Origin of the sequence: Aestuariimicrobium ganziense (assembly GCF_015352975.1) — a bacterium.
Taxonomy (GTDB): domain Bacteria; phylum Actinomycetota; class Actinomycetes; order Propionibacteriales; family Propionibacteriaceae; genus Aestuariimicrobium; species Aestuariimicrobium ganziense.
On record NZ_JACYIZ010000003.1, the window covers coordinates 192934 to 209088 of the forward strand.

Annotated in this window: 17 protein-coding genes; 16 read left to right on the forward strand and 1 reads right to left on the reverse strand. The window is 68.6% G+C overall.

Features of this window, described 5'->3' with window-relative positions:
* Window positions 1–116: 116 nt before the first annotated feature.
* From IE660_RS06860 to IE660_RS06920, 13 genes are all read left to right on the forward strand, one after another.
* The gene (locus tag IE660_RS06860) at window positions 117–872 is read left to right on the forward strand and encodes a sugar phosphate isomerase/epimerase family protein (protein WP_203567591.1); all 756 of its coding nucleotides are present in this window, start codon (window positions 117–119) and stop codon (window positions 870–872) included.
* 50 nt (window positions 873–922) lie between these two features.
* Window positions 923–2020 (forward strand): Gfo/Idh/MocA family protein, encoded by a 1098-nt coding sequence (locus IE660_RS06865; RefSeq protein ID WP_203567592.1) that lies wholly within the window; start codon window positions 923–925, stop codon window positions 2018–2020.
* 19 nt (window positions 2021–2039) lie between these two features.
* Window positions 2040–2993, forward strand: coding sequence for a sugar phosphate isomerase/epimerase family protein (locus IE660_RS06870; RefSeq protein ID WP_203567593.1), 954 nt, complete (start codon window positions 2040–2042; stop codon window positions 2991–2993).
* 179 nt (window positions 2994–3172) lie between these two features.
* On the forward strand, window positions 3173–3811 hold the full coding sequence (locus IE660_RS06875; RefSeq protein WP_203567594.1) for a TetR/AcrR family transcriptional regulator: 639 nt from the start codon (window positions 3173–3175) through the stop codon (window positions 3809–3811).
* Complete coding sequence (locus IE660_RS06880; protein ID WP_203567595.1) at window positions 3808–6144, forward strand: ABC transporter permease; 2337 nt, start codon at window positions 3808–3810, stop codon at window positions 6142–6144. Before IE660_RS06875 ends, IE660_RS06880 begins: the two co-directional genes overlap by 4 nt.
* Window positions 6145–6153: 9 nt before the next feature.
* Window positions 6154–6942, forward strand: coding sequence for an ABC transporter ATP-binding protein (locus IE660_RS06885; RefSeq protein WP_203567596.1), 789 nt, complete (start codon window positions 6154–6156; stop codon window positions 6940–6942).
* A gap of 13 nt (window positions 6943–6955) precedes the next feature.
* Window positions 6956–7543: a hypothetical protein gene (locus IE660_RS06890; RefSeq protein ID WP_203567597.1), complete on the forward strand. Its 588-nt coding sequence runs from the start codon at window positions 6956–6958 to the stop codon at window positions 7541–7543.
* A complete protein-coding gene (locus IE660_RS06895) occupies window positions 7540–8262 on the forward strand; it encodes a DsbA family oxidoreductase (protein ID WP_203567598.1) in 723 nt (240 codons plus the stop codon). The genes IE660_RS06890 and IE660_RS06895 overlap by 4 nt, the downstream gene beginning before the upstream one ends.
* Window positions 8263–8279: 17 nt before the next feature.
* Window positions 8280–9053 (forward strand): cyclase family protein, encoded by a 774-nt coding sequence (locus IE660_RS06900; RefSeq protein WP_203567599.1) that lies wholly within the window; start codon window positions 8280–8282, stop codon window positions 9051–9053.
* A complete protein-coding gene (locus tag IE660_RS06905; protein WP_203567600.1) occupies window positions 9053–10684 on the forward strand; it encodes a thiamine pyrophosphate-binding protein in 1632 nt (543 codons plus the stop codon). Before IE660_RS06900 ends, IE660_RS06905 begins: the two co-directional genes overlap by 1 nt.
* A gap of 62 nt (window positions 10685–10746) precedes the next feature.
* Window positions 10747–10926: a DUF5302 family protein gene (locus IE660_RS06910; protein ID WP_203567601.1), complete on the forward strand. Its 180-nt coding sequence runs from the start codon at window positions 10747–10749 to the stop codon at window positions 10924–10926.
* Entirely contained in the window at window positions 10926–11447 is a 522-nt protein-coding gene (locus tag IE660_RS06915) for a DinB family protein (protein WP_203567602.1), read from the forward strand. The genes IE660_RS06910 and IE660_RS06915 overlap by 1 nt, the downstream gene beginning before the upstream one ends.
* Before the next feature lie 2 nt (window positions 11448–11449).
* Entirely contained in the window at window positions 11450–12205 is a 756-nt protein-coding gene (locus IE660_RS06920; protein WP_203567603.1) for an extracellular solute-binding protein, read from the forward strand.
* Between the two features lie 91 nt (window positions 12206–12296).
* Here IE660_RS06920 and IE660_RS06925 read toward each other — a convergent pair whose 3' ends face one another.
* Window positions 12297–13379 (reverse strand): branched-chain amino acid aminotransferase, encoded by a 1083-nt coding sequence (locus tag IE660_RS06925; protein WP_203567604.1) that lies wholly within the window; start codon window positions 13377–13379, stop codon window positions 12297–12299.
* A 97-nt stretch (window positions 13380–13476) separates the two neighbouring features.
* On the opposite strand from IE660_RS06925, the gene gdhA reads away from it, so the two are divergent.
* The 3 genes from gdhA (at window position 13477) to IE660_RS06940 (ending at window position 16147) form a co-directional block, all read left to right on the forward strand.
* A complete protein-coding gene (gene gdhA, locus IE660_RS06930) occupies window positions 13477–14826 on the forward strand; it encodes an NADP-specific glutamate dehydrogenase (RefSeq protein ID WP_203567605.1) in 1350 nt (449 codons plus the stop codon).
* A gap of 104 nt (window positions 14827–14930) precedes the next feature.
* Window positions 14931–15716 (forward strand): hypothetical protein, encoded by a 786-nt coding sequence (locus IE660_RS06935; RefSeq protein ID WP_203567606.1) that lies wholly within the window; start codon window positions 14931–14933, stop codon window positions 15714–15716.
* Between the two features lie 143 nt (window positions 15717–15859).
* Window positions 15860–16147 (forward strand): WhiB family transcriptional regulator, encoded by a 288-nt coding sequence (locus tag IE660_RS06940; RefSeq protein WP_203567607.1) that lies wholly within the window; start codon window positions 15860–15862, stop codon window positions 16145–16147.
* The last annotated feature ends 8 nt before the right edge of the window (window positions 16148–16155 follow it).

Below are 16155 nucleotides of genomic sequence, written 5' to 3' on the forward strand. Positions count from 1 at the left end.
CGGCGCTCATTTCAGGGCAGTACCCCTACAAACTGAACGCGCATTCTGTTTGAATGGTGGCAAGCAACTCGGCGAACCCTGCCCGCCGGGATTCCAGTCAAGGAAGAGTGGAGCCCATGAGCAACCTGTCACTTCAGCTGTACACCGTGCGCGACGAACTCGTCCGCGACGCCGACGCCGCCCTGGCCACGATCGCCGCCACCGGCATCACCGAGGTCGAACCGTTCGGCATCACCAACTTCCGCGAGTGGCTGCCCGAGGCGCTCAAGCGCCACGGCCTGCGTGTCACCAGCACCCACACCGACCTGCTCGGCGACTTCGAGGGCTCGGTCGCCGCCCTCAAGGAGCTCGACGGCAAGCTCTTGATCCAGCCCTTCTTCGACCCCGCCAAGTGGCTGGTCAAGGAAGGCGTCGAGGAACTCGCCGGCCTGCTCAACGAAGCCGCCAAGAAGGCCGCCGCCGAGGGCCTCGAGGTCGGCTACCACAACCACCACTTCGAGTTCTTCGGCAACTTCGACGGGGTCAACTCCTACGACTACTTCGCCAGCCTGCTCGACCCCGAGGTCAAGCTCGAGATCGACACCTACTGGGTGGCCATCGCCGGCCTCGACCCGGTCGAGGTCATCAACCGCTACGGCGACCGGGTCACCCACCTGCACATCAAGGACGGACCGGTCGAGGTGCAGAGCGAGTTCGACATGGACAAGCTGATGGGTGCACCCGCCAACGTCGTCCTCGGCAAGGGCGACATCGACCTGCCCACCCTGCTCGGCGCCACCGGCGACAAGACCTGGGTCGTCGAGTTCGACAAGTCCGACGGTGACGTGCTGACCGACGTCGTCGACTCGATCACCTACCTTCAGAACCGCTGAGTACCATCCGCCACACCACACCACCCAAGACGAAGGGAAACCCACACCACATGACTGACAAGAAGCTCCGCGTAGGCGTCATCGGCCTCGGATTCATCGCCCACTACAAGCACCTGCCAGGGCTGGCCGCCGTCGCCGACGATGTCGACATCATCGCCTTCTGTGACTTCGAGGAGGAGAAGCGCGAGAAGTACATCAAGGAGTACGGCGTCGAGGACTCCTACACCACCGATGACTGGAAGAAGGTCGTCGCGGACGAGTCGCTGGACGCCGTCTACGTGCTGACCTGGAACGTCAGCCACGCCGAGATCACCTGCGCCGCCCTCGAGGCCGGCAAGCACGTGCTCTGCGAGAAGCCGATGGCCATCTCGTCCGAAGAGGCCGAGAAGATGGTCGAGACCGCCAAGAGGACCGGCAAGATCCTCACCATCGGTTACCAGAACCGCTTCCGCGACGACGTGCAGATGGCCCGCAAGGCCGTGGACGACGGCGTGCTCGGCGATGTCTACGTCTCGAAGGCCCATGCCATCCGTCGTCGCGGCGTGCCCACCTGGGGTGTGTTCACCGACGTCGAGAAGCAGGGCGGTGGTCCGCTGATCGACATCGGCACCCACGCCCTTGACCTCGCCCTGTGGCTGTCGAACAACTACGAGGTCGACTCGGTCACCGGCTCGGTGTTCCACAAGATCGCCGAGATGCCCTACGGCGAGGCCGGCTCGAACTTCCCGCAGGACAACTTCTCGACCGAGGACTCCGCCTTCGGCTACGTGAAGATGAAGAACGGGGCGATGATCTTCCTCGAGGCCGCCTGGGCCATCAACTTCGCGCACTCGCGCGAGGCTGCGGTCACCCTGGCCGGCACCAAGGGCGGCGTCGAACTCGACCACGACGGTGACGCGGTCATGAAGGCCACGATCAACAACGTCGTCGCCGGACGCACCGTGACCACCCAGCCCGCCGCCACCCGGTTCTTCTCGCCCGGTGGCAGCACCGCCTCGCCCGAGGCCGTGGCCGAGCAGAAGACCTTCATCGGCGCCATCCGCGACGGCAAGGACCTCGTCGTCCTGCCCGAGCAGGCCCTGGTCGTGACCCGCGTGCTCGAGGCCATCTACAACTCGGCCAAGTCGGGCGACCCGGTCAAGTTCTGAGCCTGCGGGAGGAACAGGGATGAAGCTTGGGTTCCTGACGGCGTGCCTGCCCAGCTGGTCGCTGGAACAGATCGCCGACTACGCGGTCGAGCAGGGTTACCAGACCCTCGAGATCGCGTGCTGGCCGGGTGGCCCCGCCACCCGTGACTTCGAGGCCTCACACATCGACGTCGCCAACATCGACGGCGCCGAACTCGAACGGGTGCAGGCCATTCGCGAGAGGACCGGCCTGGAGTTCACCTCGCTGGCCTACTACGAGAACAACCTCAACGGCGACCTCGGTCGGCGGGGGGAGATCCGCAGCCACTTCAAGAAGGTGGTCGACGCAGCCGCCAAGCTCGAGATCGCCACGGCGGGCACGTTCATCGGTCGCGACATGGCCAAGAGCATCAACGAGAACCAGCGTGAGGCCGAGAAGGTGTTCCCCGAGATCGTCGACTACGCCGGCGAGCGCGGGGTCAAGGTGGTCATCGAGAACTGTGTGATGGAGGGCTGGCACCCCGACGGCTACCCGGGCAACATCGCGTACTCGCCCGAACTGTGGGAGTGGATGTGCAAGGAGCTGGGGCTCTACCTCAACTGGGACCCCAGCCACCTGACCTGGATCGGCATCGACCCGGTCGAGACCATCGAGCCGTTCGCCGACTACATCGTGCACGCCCAGGCCAAGGACCTCGAGCTGTTCCCGGCCAAGCGCAACGAGTGCGGCTTCTACGGAACCATCAACAAGGGGGGCAACCCCTGGTTCATGAAGTGGTGGCGCTACCGGATCCCCGGCCGCGGCACCGTCGACTGGGGCAAGGTCGTCGACAAGCTGTACGAGGTCGGCTACACCGGCACCCTGTCGGTCGAGCACGAGGACCCGCTGTGGGGCGGTGACCCGGAGAAGAACATCGAAGGCCTTCGGATCGCCTACAACCACCTGCGTCCGCTGATCGGCGACATCGAACCGAACCTGTCGCACCGGAGCTGATCCAAGCGGCTGTTGGACGAACCGGCATCGGCGTCATCCCTCTCCGGGGGTGGCGCCGATGTCGTGTGCAGCCCTGATCTGTCCCTGAGGCCCCCTGTTCCAGCTTCTGGCCGGACTCACCGCGCTGCTAGCGTCACCTCTAGACCGACCGTCGGTCGGTTGGGTGAAAGGGACGAGAAGTGGTCATCCACAAGGCAGCAGACGTGCGCAAGCTCGAGATCGTGCTGGCCGCCGAGCTTCTGTTCGTCCGGCAGGGCTACGACGCCACCACCATCAACGACGTGCTCGAGGCCGTCGGCATCGCCAAGGGCACCTTCTACCACCACTTCGCCTCGAAGGAGGCGGTGCTCGAGGCGATCATCGACCACCACGTCGAGCAGGTGCGCGAGCGCTACGAGCAGGTCCTGGCCACTCCCGACCTCACCCCGCACCAGCGCATCCTCGCCGTGGTCGCCGCCGCCAATGTCGCCACCCCCGACGAGGGCCTGGTCGGTGAGCTCAACAAGCCGCAGAACATCGTCATGCACCAACTCGCCGAGCAACGCCTCGACGCCCTGATGGTGCCGATCATCACCGACATCGTCACCGACGGCGTCGCCCAAGGCGTCTTCAGCACCCAGCACCCGCGCGAGGCCGTCGAACTCGTGGTCACCCACTCGCGCATGCTGGACGACCGCGCGAGCGCCGACGCCCGGGAGTACGCCGAGCGGGCGCGGGCATTCGTGCACCACGTCGAACTGCTGTTCGGTGCGGACCCGGGTTCGTTCGCCTTCCTGCTCGACCTGCTGCAGGTGCCGGACGAAGAGGGCGAGCGATGATCCGCACGCTGGTGCGCAAGAGCCTCGCCAAGCACCGCCTGGTCTCTGTGTTGCTCGCCGGCTTCATGGTGCTCGCCGCCGCCCTGGTCACCAGCGCCCTGATGCTCACCGTCGCCCTGATCGGCAGCGTCGACCGCTTCATGGAGCAGGCCCACACCCCGCACTACCTGCAGATGCACACCGGACCGCTCGACCGGGCCAGGCTCGAGGCCTTCGTCCGGCAGCACCCCGAAGTGGTGGCCCACGAAGACATCGCCCTGCTCAACGTCGAGAACTCCACGCTGAGCTTCAACGGCACCCCGCTCGACGGCGAGATGCAGCAGACCGGCTTGGCCGTGCAGCCCACCACCATGGACTTCCTGCTCTCCGAGGCCGGCGAAGTCATTCGGCCCCAGCGCGGTGAGATCTGGGTTCCGCAGTACTACCGCGACAAGTACGACCTGGGTGTCGGGCAGACCGTCACCGTCGCGCTGCCCGACGGCCCGCTCGAACTCACCATCGCCGGCGCCTTCCGCGACTCGCAGATGAACTCGGCCCTGGCCTCGTCCAAGCGTCTGCTGGTCAGCGATGACGACTACGCGACCGTGCGCAGTGCCCTGGGCGTCGAGCCGGAGCACCTGCTGTCGTTCCGGTTCACCGACCCCGGTCAGGCCGGACCCTTCGAAGCCGCGTGGCACGCCGCCGGGCTCGAGGCCAACGGCCCCTCGCTCAACTGGTCGATGTTCCGGGTGGTCAACAGCCTGAACGACGCGATCACCGCGTTCCTGTTCACGGTGATGGCCTTCGTCATCGTGCTGATCGCCGCGTTGTGCATCCGCTACACCCTGCTCACCACCCTCGAGGAGGACCTCGGCGACATCGGGGTGATGCGCGCCCTGGGCGTCAGGCAGCGACACGTCCGCTCGATCTACCTCACCAAGTACCAGGTGCTGCTCGGGGCGGGCAGCGTGGTCGGCTTCCTGCTCGCACTCGTCCTGCGCGGACCGCTGCTGGCCGGCGTCCGCCGCCAGATGGGCACCGTGAACGCTCCGGTGATGGGCGCTCTCGCCGGTGCGGTCGGCGTGCTGGTGCTGCACCTGGTGGTCACCGGGTACGTGCGTCGGGTGATGCGCAACCTGCGCCGGATCGCGCCGCTCGAGGCCATGCGTGGACGATCGGGCCTGGTCACCTCGCGTCGTCGTCCTCGTCCGGTCCTCGGCGGACGCACTGGAATGGCGGTCGTCTCGCGGCTGGCGCTGGCCAACATCCGCCGCAGTCGGGGGCAGCACCTCACGCTGGTGGTGATGGCGATGCTGATCACCGTGGTGCTGCTGGTGCCGTTCCGGTTCGGCTCGACGTTCCGCTCGCCCGACTTCGTCACCCACATGGGCATCGGCAACTACGACCTCATGGTCGGCCTGCTCAACCGGGACGACGCCCTGCCCGTAGGCTCGACCATTCGTGCGACGCTCGCCGACGACCCCCGGGTCAGCCGAGTCGAGGTGTTCTCGCTCGAGGTCGAGACCGTCCGCACCCCCGACGGCCGGGTGGCCCCGCTGCGGATCGACTACGGCGACCCGGCCGCGTTCCCGCTCCGCCACAGCCAGGGACGCGCACCCAGCACCCCGTCCGAGATCAGCCTGTCGACGCTCAACGCCGAACGTCTGGGCGTCACCGTGGGCGACGAGATCCTCATCCTGGACGACGGTGGCGAGGCCCCGATGACGGTGGTCGGCACCTACCAGGACATCACCAACGGTGGGAAGACCAGCAAGGCCATGGTCGGACCCACCACCTCGTCCACCCCCGGCAGCGCCATGGTCACCATCGCCCTCACCCCCGGCGCCGACCCGGGCGAGGTCAGCCGGACGATCATCGACGCCGTCCCCGGCGTGCAGGTGCTCGAGGCGACCAACTTCGTCTCCCAGATGCTCGGCGGACTGATCAGCGTCATGGACGCCCTGGCCTGGTTGTGCTCGGTCGTGGCCGTCGCCATCGCCGCCCTGATCGCCGGTCTGTCGGTGCGGCTGATGCAGGTTCAGGAGCGTGCCGCCAACGCCCTGCAGACCGCCCTCGGCTTCACCACCGCCCACCTGCGCCGCCAGTACCTGGTCAGGGTGCTTGCCACCACCGTGCTCGGCGTAGTGCTGGGCGTCGTGCTGGCCTGGCCGGTCGGCATGGTCGTCGCCGGCGCCATCTTCGGCACCGTCGGTGTCAGCGGCGTCGGCCTCGTGTTCAGCCCCCTCACCACCGTCCTCGGCTGCCTGATCGTGGTTGCCAGCGTCGCGCTGGTCACCTGGTCGAGCACCGGACGAGGGTCCACCCGCGGTCTGGTCGACCGCCTTCGCACCTAGGAGACACCGATGACCACACTGCTCGAGGCCCCCGCACTGCTCGAGGCCACCGCACTGCTCGAGGCCACCGACCTGGTGCGCAGCCACCGCGAGGGCGAGACCGTCACCACCGTGCTCGACGGGGTCTCGCTGACCGTCAACCGTGGTGAGTTCGTCGCCGTCATGGGTCCCTCCGGGTCGGGCAAGTCGACCCTGCTCCACTGCGTCAGCGGCGTCGACCAGCCCACCAGCGGCACCGTTCGGCTCGCTGGGGTCGACCTTGACGGGTTGGACGACGACGGCCGCACCCGACTGCGCGGTGAGCGACTGGGCTTCGTCTTCCAGGACCCCCACCTGCTCGAGGCGCTGACCGTGCTCGACAACATCCTGCTGCCCAGCGCGCTGCAGGCCGATGGTGGTGGCGACCAGCTGCGCACCCGCGCCCTGGAGTTGATGGAGGTCACCGGCCTGGCGGGGCTGGCCGAGCGGGGGGTCAACGAGATCTCCGGCGGCCAGAAGCAGCGGGCCAGCCTGTGCCGAGCCCTGCTCGGGCACCCCGACCTGCTGTTCGGGGACGAGCCGACCGCCGCGCTCAACTCCGCCGCCTCGGCCGAGGTGGTCGAGTTGCTGCAGCACTTCAACGCCGAGGGCATGACCATGGTCGTGGTCACCCACGACGCCCGGGTCGCCGCCCGTGCCACCCGGGTGCTGTTCCTGGCCGACGGACGCGTGGTCGACGAGCATCGTCTCGACCACGGCACCGATGCGGCCGCCCGGGAGCAGCAGGTACGGTTGGCGATGGCAGCGCTCGGGGTCTGAAACCATGGTGGGCATGCCCTTGGAGATCCCCTACGCATCGATCGGTCAAGCCGCGCTGAAGTCCCTGCGAGTGGCCATGTGGGGAGGCATCCTGGTCACCCTGATGGGTCTGTTCATCCTCGTGCTGCAATCGAGGCAGCTGACGCGCGCCCTGCAACGTGAACGCACCGACGAGGCCGCTGCCACTGAGGCGATCCTGCAGACGGTGATCATCTCGCTGATGTCGGTGTTGGTGGTGCTCGGCATCGTCCTGATCGTGATCGGCAAGGTCTATCGGCGCGTGCTGCCCCCGGTGGCTGTCCGGGTGGACGAGCGCGGGCTGAGCGTCTGGGCGATCGGCTCGGCCGACCTGTTCCTGCCCTGGCACGCGGTGCAGGCGGTGGTCGCCAGCAGAAATGCCCTGCACGTGCAGGCCGTGCCCAAGGCGCACGAGGTGCCCGGCACGCTGGGCGTCAACACCGTCGACGGCCGCCTGATGCTGTGGAGCCTGCGCCGGCAGGGACTGTCCTGGCGGTACCTGCAGGCGCCCCCGCCGCAGGTGCTCGGCCAGGCCGTCGCCCACGCGTCGTCCGGGCGGGTGCAGCTAACCTCGGCTGCATGAGGATCGACATCTGGTCAGACGTGGCCTGCCCCTGGTGCTGGATCGGCAAGCGGCGCTTCGAGGCCGCCCTGACCGACTTCGAGCACGCCGACCAGGTCGAGGTGGCATGGCACTCCTACCAGCTCGACCCGACCCTTCCCGAGCGCCACGACGGCTCCGAACTCGACTACCTGGTCACCCGCAAGGGCGCCTCGGCCGAGCAGATCACCGCGATGTTCGCCCACGTCACCGAGCAGGGACGCACCGTCGGCGCCGAGTTCGACTTCGACAAGGTCGTGGTCGCCAACTCCGCCACCGCCCACCGGCTGCTGCAGTTGGCCAAGCGCGAGGGCAAGGGCGACGACCTCTACGAGCGGCTGTTCGCCGCGCACTTCCGCGACGGCGACGACATCGGTGACCACGACACCCTGGTCGGCCACGCCGAGGCCGTCGGCATCGACGCCGACGCCGCCCGCGACGCACTCTCGTCCGACGACCTCGCCCAGGCGGTCGCCGACGACATCGCCACGGCCCGCCAGATCGGGGTGCAGGGCGTGCCGTTCTTCGTGCTGGACGAGCGCTACGGCGTCTCGGGCGCGCAGCCGACCGAGGTCTTCGGCCAGGTGCTGGACGAGGTCTGGCGCGAGCTGCACCCGGCCCCCACGCTGCTTCGTCCGGTCGCGGTCGACGGCGTCGACGTCGGTCAGGCTGGCGAGACCTGCGGACCGGACGGCTGCTGACCACGTAGGGTCGCCGCATGTCCCTGCTTGCACAGCTCACCGCAGCGCTGGCCGGCGGCTCGGTACGGATCGTCGACCTCACCGCCCCGCTCCACAGCGACACCCCGATCCTGCAACTGCCCGAGATCTTCGGGCAGACCGCCCGGTTCCAGCTCGAGGAGATCTCGCGCTACGACGACCGAGGCCCTGCCTGGTACTGGAACAACTTCCACACCGGCGAGCACACCGGCACCCACTTCGACGCCCCCAACCACTGGGTCACCGGCCAGGACCAGCACGACGTGGCCTCGGTACCGCTGGAGCGGCTGATCCGCCCGGCGGCGGTGATCGACGTCACCGACCGGGTCGCCGACGACCACGACTTCCTGCTGACCAAGGCTGATGTCGAGGCCTGGCAGGACGAGCACGGTCCGCTGCCCGAGGGCGGCTGGCTGATCCTGCGCACCGGATGGTCGTCGCGCAACCACGACCAGGCCGAGTTCCTCAACGCCGACGAGTTCGGCCCGCACACCCCCGGCATCGATGTCGAGTGTGCGCGCTGGCTGGCCGAGGAGGCCCCGATCATCGGCCTCGGTGTCGAGACCGTCGGCACCGACGCCGGTGCTGCCGGCGGCTTCGACCCGATGTATCCCTGCCACACGCTCCTGCTCGGCGCGGGCAAGTACGGGCTGGCGCAGTTGCAGAACGTCGATCAGTTGCCGGCCACCGGTGCCCTGGTGATCACCAGCCCGTTGCCGATCGTCACCGGCTCCGGGTCGCCGCCCCGGGTGCTCGCCCTGGTCGAGGACTGATGGCACGCAGCGTCGCCCACGCGGTCGGGGCCGCCCTGGCCGAGGCCGGTGTCGACCACGTCTTCGGGGTGATCGGTTCGGGCAACCTGGTGGTCACCAACGCCATGGTGGCCGCCGGGTCACGCTTCGTCGCGGCCCGCCACGAGGGTGGTGCGGCGACCATGGCCGACGCCTTCGCCCGGGTGTCGGGACGGGTCGCTGCGGTCTCGGTGCACCAGGGCTGCGGACTGACCAATGCCCTGACCGGCATCGCCGAGGCCGCCAAGTCACGCACCCCGATGGTGGTGGTCTCGGCCGAGTCGACCCAGCCGTCGAACAACTTCTTCGTCGACCAGGACGCGATGGCGCGCGCTGTCGGGGCGGTGCCGATGCGGGTGGACGACGCGTCCACCGCCGTTGTGCGGGCTGCCGAGGCGGTGCGTGTGGCCCGCGACGGGCGCCGGACGGTGCTGCTCAACCTGCCGCTGGAGGTGCAACGGCAGGCTGCTGTCGACAGCAACGCGTCCGCAACCATCGCACCCGCGCCGACCGCGACCGTGGCCGACGAGGCGGTGCGCACCGTCGCCGAGGCGCTGGCGTCGGCCGAGCGTCCGATCATTCTGGCCGGACGAGGGGCCCGCGATGTCGGCCCTGAGATCATCGACCTTGCTCGCCGCACCGGTGCGCTGCTGTCGGTGTCGGCCGTGGTCAAAGGGCTGTTCGCCGACGACGAGTTCAACCTCGACATCGCCGGCGGCTTCGCCACCCCAGCGGCTGAGCAACTGTTCGCCGACGCCGACCTGGTGGTCTCGCTCGGCTGCGGACTGCGGTCGTGGACGACCCGCGGTGGCTGGCTGTTCCCGCAGGCCCGGGTGGTCCAGGTGGACGACTCGTGCGAGGTCCTCGGACTGCACCTGCCCAAGGCCGAGGGAGTGCTGGCCGACGTGCCCGCGCTCGTCCGTGCGCTGCTCGAGCAGGCCCTGCCCGAGCGCGAGGGCTACCGCACCGCCGCGGCGCGCGAGGTGATCGCCTCGTCCGGTCGCTGGCAGGACGTGGCCTTCGACGACCTCGCCGGCGACGGGCTGGTCGACCCTCGCGCACTGACCGTGGCGCTCGACCGGATGCTGCCGCGCGAACGGGTGATCGGCGTCGACTCGGGCAACTTCATGGGTTACCCGACGATGTTCCTCGACGTGCCCGACGCCGACGGGTTCTGCTTCACCCAGGCCTTCCAGTGCATCGGGCTGGGGCTGGCCACCGCGATCGGCGCCGCGCTGGCGCAGCCCGATCGACTGCCCGTGGCCGCGCTGGGTGATGGCGGAGCGCTGATGGGCGCGGCCGAACTCGAGACCGTCAACCGGCTCGGGCTGGGCATGCTGGTCGTGGTCTATGACGACTCCGCCTATGGCGCCGAGGTGCACCACTTCGCCCCGATGGGTGAGGTGGTCGACCTGGTCGAGTTCCCCGACACCGACATCGCCGCCATCGGACGTGGCTACGGGCTCGAGGCCGTCACGGTGCGCGAGATGGCAGACCTGGCTGCTGTCGAGGCGTGGATCAACGGTCCGCGGACGAGGTCGATGCTGGTGGACGCCAAGATCGCCCGCGACGGCGGGTCGTGGTGGCTCGAGCACGCCTTCAAGGGTCACTGAGCCGCTGGCTGCCGACGACAAACCTGGTGCGCGGTGGGACTGGCGATGCCTAGAGTGTTCGCATGAGTGACACCGAGAAGCCCGCTGACCCCAAGGAAGCCATGCGCCAGGCGCTGGAGCGCAAGAAGGCGGCGAACCACGCATCGTCGGCTGCCGGCGCCCACGGTGAGGGCAAGGTCTCCGGTGGTCCCCACAAGGCTGCGGCGAGCAAGCGCGTCTTCCGCCGCAAGGCCGGCGGCTGATGCGGAACTTCGATCGTCCCGAACCCCGCCAGACCGGTGACGAACGCCAGACCCTGACCGACTTCCTGGCCTGGCAACGCGCCACCTTCGAGTGGAAGCTGACCGACCTGCCCGACAGCGGGTGGGACGCCACGGTCGGCGTCTCGTCGATCACCCTGCGCGGCCTGGTCAAGCATCTGTGGTACGTCGAGACCTACTGGGCCCACGAGGCCTTCGCCGGCACCGAGCCCCCGCCGCCGTGGGACACCGTCGACTGGGAGGCTGACAACGACTGGGACTGGCACTCCGCGACCGAGGACGACCCGGCGTGGCTGGTCGAGCAGTGGAAGGCCGCCTGCGCGAGCGCGGACGAGATCTACGCCGCGGCCGAACTCTCCGAGGCCCCGTTGGTGCCGCGACGCAGCGGCCCCGAGCCGATCTCGTTGCGCTGGATCCTGGTGCACATGGTCGAGGAGTACGCCCGGCACAACGGCCACGCCGACCTGATTCGTGAGGCGGTCGACGGCCAGACCGGCGAGTGACGATGCGGCTGCGCGGCCCCGCAGTCGCGCGGGTGGCCGGCGTCGTCGCGGTGGTGATGGCGCTCATCCTGACGGGCTGCTCGGGTGGGCGTGATCGGACGCTGGTCGTCTGGGCGGACGCGTCGCTGCGCGCGCCATTCCTGCAGTTCGCCAAGGTCCTCCAGGACACCCACCCCGGAACGACGGTGACCGTGCGTACAGGCGGCAGCGCTGTGCTGGCCGGCGAGATCGCGGCCGGCGCCGAGGTGGACGTCTTCGCCTCCGCCGGGCCGGGGCCGATGAGCGTCCTGGCTGGACGACCAGGTGACGTCGACCGGATCGCCAGCACCACCCTGTTGCTGGTGACCGCGAAGGGAAACCCTGAGGGCATCGCGACCCTCAACCAGCTGACCCGGGGCGGAATCACCGTGGCCGCGTGTCGGCCCAGCGAACCCTGCGGGGCGATGACCGACGAGGTGCTGCAGGCAGCAGGGGTCACGCTGACCCCCGGCGTGCTCGTGGACGACACCGCCACCGTGCTCGAGCAGGTCATGGCGGGTGAGGTGGATGCCGGCTTCGTCTACGCCACCGACGCCGAGGCGGCCGGAGCCGACGTCTATGTCGTGGACGATCCGGTGTTCCAGCAGCACCGCAGCAACCACCAGATCACGGTGCTCGCCGACTCACGCCGCAGCGAGTTGGCGGGGGAGTTCCGTGACCTGGTGCTGTCGAAGCCGGGGCAGTCGCTGCTCGACGACTTCGGGTTCGGCGCTCCCTGACCACGGCGCGGCCTCGGACCTTTCCTCCTGCTGACACTGGGGAGTGCTTCCGTGGTGGAAGCACTCCCCAGTGAGCTGGCGACGTGGGTGCTCAGGCCCCGACTCGGTGCATCCAGCCGCGGGTGTCGGCGGCTCGTCCGTACTGGATGTCGAGCAGGTGGCGACGGATCGCGGAGGTCTTGGGCCCCACCTCGCCGTCGGCCACGGTCAACTCGCTGCCGTCGGGGGCCTTGAACCCGGTGATCGGGGTGACCACCGCCGCGGTGCCGCAGGCCAGCACCTCGGTGATCGAGCCGTCGGTGACGCGGGTGCGCAACTCGTCCACGTCGATCGGACGCTCCACCGCCTGCAGCGCGTGGTCGCCGGCCAACTGCAGCACCGAGTCACGGGTCACCCCGTCCAGGATCGTGCCACGCAGCGCAGGCGTGATCAGCTCACCGTCGGCGGTGATGAAGCAGATGTTCATCGTGCCGCACTCCTCGATCCAGCGGTGCTCGGCCCCGTCGAGCCAGAGCACCTGGCCGCAGCCCTGCTCGGCGGCCTCGTCGGCAGCGGCCAGCGACGCCGCGTAGTTGCCGCCGCACTTGGCCTCGCCGGTGCCGCCGACCGAGGCCCGCGAGTAGTTCGGGGTGATCCACAGCCTCATCGGCGCCGAGTAGTAGGCGCCGGCCGGCGTGGCCAGCACGCAGTAGGTGTACTGGGTGGCCGCGCGCACCCCGATCAGCGGCTCCGAGGCGATCATGAACGGACGAAGGTAGAGGTTCTGCTCACCGGAGTTCTCGGGCACCCAGGCGCGGTCGAGGTCGACCAGGCTGAACACCGAGTCGAGGAAGACGTCCTCGGGCAGGGCCGGCATGCCCAGCCGCACCGCCGACTTCGCGAAGCGTGCCGCGTTCTTCTCGGGACGGAACAGCCACACCGAGCCCTCGTCGTGACGGTAGGCCTTCATCCCCTCGAAGATCTCCTGCCCGTAGTGCAGCACCGCCGCCGACGGGTGCAACTGCAGCGGAGCGGTCGCCGCGATCCGGTGCCCGTGCCAGACCTGGTCGGTCGACCACTGGGCCAGGGCCATGTGGTCGGTGAAGTAGGCGCCGAACCCGGGCTGGGCCAGGATCTGGCTGCGCTCGGCGTCGCTGATCGCTGCGGTGTTGGGCTGGATGGTGAACACGGACATGCCCTGCACGCTAGTGCGCACGATGCGGACTCGGCGTGGCGTCCCAATCGGTGCGCACTACTGTGTCGGGGTCACGTCATTGAAGGGAAAGATCCCCATGGTCGAGCAGCTCCACCCTGGCCTCCAGGCCAGCTTCGATGCGGTTCTCAAGCGCAACCCGGGCGAGCCTGAGTTCCACCAGGCCGTGTTCGAGGTGATGCACAGCCTCACCCCGATCGCTGACCGCAACCCCGAGTACATCGACGGCGGCGTGCTCGCCCGCGTCTGTGAGCCTGAGCGCCAGATCATCTTCCGCGTGCCGTGGGTCAACGACGCCGGCCAGGTCGAGATCCACCGGGGCTTTCGGGTCGAGTTCAACTCCGCCCTGGGTCCCTACAAGGGCGGCCTGCGCTTCCACCCGTCGGTGAACCTGTCGATCATCAAGTTCCTCGGCTTCGAACAGATCTTCAAGAACGCCCTCACCGGCATGCCGATCGGCGGCGGCAAGGGCGGCTCGGACTTCGACCCCAAGGGCCGAAGCGACCTCGAGATCATGCGCTTCTGCCAGTCGTTCATGACCGAGCTGTACCGCCACCTCGGTGAGTACACCGACGTGCCCGCCGGCGACATCGGCGTCGGCGGCCGCGAGATCGGCTACATGTTCGGCCAGTACAAGCGCATCACCAACCGCTACGAGTCGGGTGTGCTCACCGGCAAGGGCATCTCGTGGGGCGGCTCGCAGGTGCGCACCGAGGCCACCGGCTACGGCACCGTCTTCTTCGCCGACGCCATGCTGCGCGCTCGCGGCGACTCCTTCGAGGGGAAGCGCGTCGTGGTCTCGGGTGCGGGCAACGTGGCGATCTACGCCGTCGAGAAGGCCCAGCAGTTGGGCGCGACCGTGGTCGCGATGTCGGACTCGTCCGGCCACCTGGTCGACGAGCACGGCATCGACCTCGACCTGGTCAAGGAGATCAAGGAGGTGCGCCGCGGTCGCGTGCAGGAGTACGCCGACGAGCGTCCCGGCTCGCACGTGGTCTCTGACAAGACCATCTGGCACGTGCCCTGCGACATCGCCCTGCCGTGTGCCACCCAGAACGAACTCGACGCCGAAGACGCCCGTGCCCTGGTCGACAACGGGGTCAAGCTGGTCGCCGAGGGCGCCAACATGCCCACCACGCCCGAGGCCATCGAGGTGTTCAACGCGGCCAAGGTGCTGTACGCACCCGGCAAGGCGTCCAACGCCGGTGGCGTGGCCACCAGCGCGCTGGAGATGCAGCAGAACGCCAGCCGCGACTCCTGGGACTTCGAGACCACCGAGGAACGCCTCTTCCAGATCATGAACGCCATCCACGACGAGTGCGTGGTGACCGCCGAGGAGTACGGCCAGCCCGGCAACTACGTCGTCGGCGCCAACCTGGCCGGTTTCCTCAAGGTCGCCAACGCCATGGTCGCCCTCGGGGTGGTCTGAGCGGGGTTTCCCGGACCCGGAGTTGAATGAGGGGCCGGCACCTGAGAAACTCTCAGGTGCCGGCTCTTCGTTGGTCGGCGCGACTCGAGTGAAGGACGATCGGCGTGCGTGGCGTGGTGGTGGGTGCAGTGTTCTCGCTGCTGGCTGCCGTGCTGCAGATCGGCGTCGGTGGCATCATTCCCCCACCTCCACCAGGTGAGGTCGCCCGCAACGCCCTGCCGGTGGCCCCGGTCACCCCACCCCCTGTCGCCGGCATCGCCGAACCCTGCCTGGCCAAGCACCCCTTCCCCGACGGCAAGACCCTGCCCCAGGTGCACGCCCAGATGCAGCGCGTCTTCGGCCTCCAGCTCACCGGTGACGGCTGGACGAACCCGCGCTTCCGTCCGCTGGTCAAGATCGTGTGGCAGTCACTCGACGGCATCAACTGCACCCCCTTCATGGCCCAGATCAAGGCCAAGAACGACGGCAAGCTCAGGCTGCACGCCGGACCGACCCGCAGTTGGGCCTGGGGCGACTACGGCCTGACCAGGCCCGGAGCGGTCACCCTGGACTTCGCCAAGATGATCACCGCCCACCAGCAGGGTGATGACGGCCGGATCACCCGGCTGCTCATCCACGAACTCACCCACGTGCTGCACAAGGACCGCAACGCCGCCCCCGCCTACTGGAAGTCGTTCCAGAAGCTGCACCGCGCCGAGGGTCGGTTCAGCGACTACGGCTACGGCAGCTCCGAGGTGATGGCCGAGGTGGTCGGCTACTACGTGGCCCGCTGCGCCAAGGACAACCCCTACGACTCCGCAGATCAGGACGCCTACTACGCGTGGGCCAAGAAGTGGGTCTTCAACGACGTCGAGTTCGGCCCCGCCCCGGGCACCAAACCCTCCTGCTGACGCCTGTCAACAAACCCCAGAGGGTGGGTTCACGCGGGGAAAGGGTTTACACCCGCTGGGATAGATGGTTGAGTGAACAAACCATCTGACACGACGAAGTGCTCACAGCCGAGTGCTTCGCCACCCCAGGAAGGGCAACGCAATTGGCTCGAACCCAGACGGTCACCTGGTTTGAACTGGCTCGCTGCAAGGGAGCCGAAGACGATCTCTTCCCCGAAGGCAAGCAGCAGAAGCGGGCCACCGCGATCTGCGTCGGTTGCCCCGTGCGTGCCGAGTGCCTCGCCGAGGCCCTCGACAACCGAATCGAGTGGGGTGTGTGGGGTGGCATGACCGAACGGGAACGCCGAGCACTGCTGCGTCAGCGCCCCGACGTCGCCTCGTGGCACGAGGTGCTGGTCGCTGCCCCGGCGCGGATGGCTGCCGAGGACTGATCCACCCC